The organism is Protofrankia sp. Cr1, assembly GCF_963555865.1.
In the GTDB taxonomy this organism is placed as follows: domain Bacteria; phylum Actinomycetota; class Actinomycetes; order Frankiales; family Frankiaceae; genus Protofrankia.
This window is the reverse complement of the sequence record NZ_CAUVXO010000282.1, coordinates 1-2,060: the sequence shown is the minus strand read 5'-3', so window position 1 is coordinate 2,060 and position 2,060 is coordinate 1. Positions and strand designations below refer to the sequence as shown.

General features: G+C 67.8%; 2 protein-coding genes. One reads left to right on the top strand and one right to left on the bottom strand.

Annotated features, from left to right (window positions below; genetic code table 11):
- Positions 1-261: 261 nt before the first annotated feature.
- Positions 262-1,449 (top strand): epoxide hydrolase, encoded by a 1,188-nt coding sequence (locus tag U9980_RS18960; RefSeq protein WP_322769146.1) that lies wholly within the window; start codon positions 262-264, stop codon positions 1,447-1,449.
- Positions 1,450-1,733: 284 nt separating this feature from the next.
- Here U9980_RS18960 and U9980_RS18955 read toward each other — a convergent pair.
- A partial coding sequence (locus tag U9980_RS18955) for a Uma2 family endonuclease (protein ID WP_322769145.1) occupies positions 1,734-2,060 on the bottom strand: 327 nt, incomplete at its 5' end.

Below are 2,060 nucleotides of genomic sequence, written 5' to 3'. Positions count from 1 at the left end.
CTGCCGGGCGCTCTCATGGAATCGGTCTTACCGCCGGTGGGCTGCATCCGACTCCTCTGGATGCATCGTTGCTCGACGCCAGACCAGGGTATGAGGGCAGGGAGTGCCACGGGCGCGACGCGTCCGCCCGAGCCGCAATCGTGCGGCAGTACCAACTATTGCGCCGGCGCCCGGATGAAGGTCGTTGCCCTGGAACCTCAGGCCGGAGCCGACCCGTCCGGCCGTCCGTCGTCAGCAACCAGTCCAGGAAAGTGGAGATTCATGTCCAAAGAAACTGACATCCGCCCATTCCGGATTGACATGCCCGAAGAAGCGATCGCCGACCTTCGACGGCGCATCGCCGCGACCCGCTGGCCCTCCAGAGAACTGGTAACAGATCGGTCCCAAGGCGTGCATTTGGCGACGATCCAGGAGCTCGCCCGCTACTGGGCGGCCGATTACGACTGGCGCCGGTGCGAGGCGAGACTGAACGCGCTGCCGCAGTTCACGACCGAGATCGACGGAGTGGACATCCACTTCATCCACGTGAAGTCGCGGCACGAGCACGCGTTGCCGCTGATCATGACGCACGGCTGGCCCGGCTCGGTCATCGAGCTGCTCGAGGTCGTCGGCCCGCTCACCGACCCGACCGCGCACGGCGGACGCGCCGAGGACGCGTTCGACCTCGTGCTGCCGTCCCTGCCCGGCTACGGCTTCTCCGGCGAGCCGAAGGAGGTCGGCTGGGACCCCGGTCGCGTCGCACGCGCCTGGGCAGAGCTGATGCACCGCCTCGGCTACACCCACTACGTCGCCCAGGGCGGCGACGTAGGCTCCGCCGTCACCGACGCGATGGGCCGCCAGGCACCCGAGGGCCTGCTCGGCATCCACATCAACCTGCTCCTGACGGCGTTGGCCGACAACGGCCCCCCGCCGGCGGGACGCTCCGAGAAGGAACGCGCGGCGCTCGACGCCATCGCCACCTTCAACACGAGCGGCAGGGGCTACTTCCTGGAGCAGGCCACGCGGCCCCAGACGATCGGCTACGCCTTGCTGGATTCACCCATCGCGCTCGCGGCCTGGATGCTCGACCACGACACAGACAGCTACAAGAAGATCTCACACGCCTTCCTTGACAAGCAGCCCGCGGGCACACTCACCCGGGACAGGATCGTCGACAACATCACGCTGTACTGGCTGACGGGCACCGGGGCCTCGGCGGCCCGGTCCTACTGGGAGAGCGGACGCTCCGCAGCTCTTGCGGCCGGCCAGGCTCCCCCAGAGGTCTCGATCCCGGTCGGCTTCACCACGTTCCCCGGCGAGATCTTCCAGGCCCCACGCAGCTGGGTCGAGAAGGCCTACCCCAACCTCATCTACTTCAACGAGGTCGACAAGGGCGGCCACTTCGCCGCCTGGGAAGAGCCCGAGCTGTTCGCGACCGAGATCCGGGCAGCGTCCACGTCGCTGCGCTGACGACAGCCCGCACCTGGGTTGACGGTGACCACATGGTCCACCACCACGTGAACGGGCAAGCCTGCTGGGCCGCGGTCGGGTCGCGCGTGCTGCGGCCTCGATCGCGGCCCGCAGAGGAGTTCCTGCTTGCCGACGCGGGCGCTCTTATTGTGGGTAAGGCGGCCCACACCCGCTGACCTGCACGAACAGGTCACAAAGATCATCCTCCGCACACCACGCCCGTGGACATGACCTCCGTCGGTGCCCAGCAGGCCCTCTCCTGATCGTTCAGATCAGGTCTGCGGTCACTGCCGCGCCAGCTCGGCCGGGTCGAGATCGACCGGGAACGGGCAGGGGATCACCGTCCGCTCGCCAGCTGGGGCGGTGACCGTAGAGACGAACCGGCCACGCCGGAGCTCGGAGACGACGATGTGCGGTTTCGGCGCCAGCTCGAACCGCCAATACACGGCAATGCCCGCGTCTGCATAGAGCTGCGGCTTGATCATCTGGTCTTGTGGCTCGCTGCCGGGCGACACGATTTCGACGACCGCCAGCACGGTGCCCACCGGGTAGCGGATCGGGTCGGTGGCCGCGAACCTCCGCTCGACGATGGCGATATCCGGCACAGCCAG

Bases quoted from the DNA above. Each gene is read 5' to 3' on its own strand.
- U9980_RS18960 (WP_322769146.1), top strand. From the start codon at position 262: ATGTCCAAAGAAACTGACATCCGCCCATTCCGGATTGACATGCCCGAA.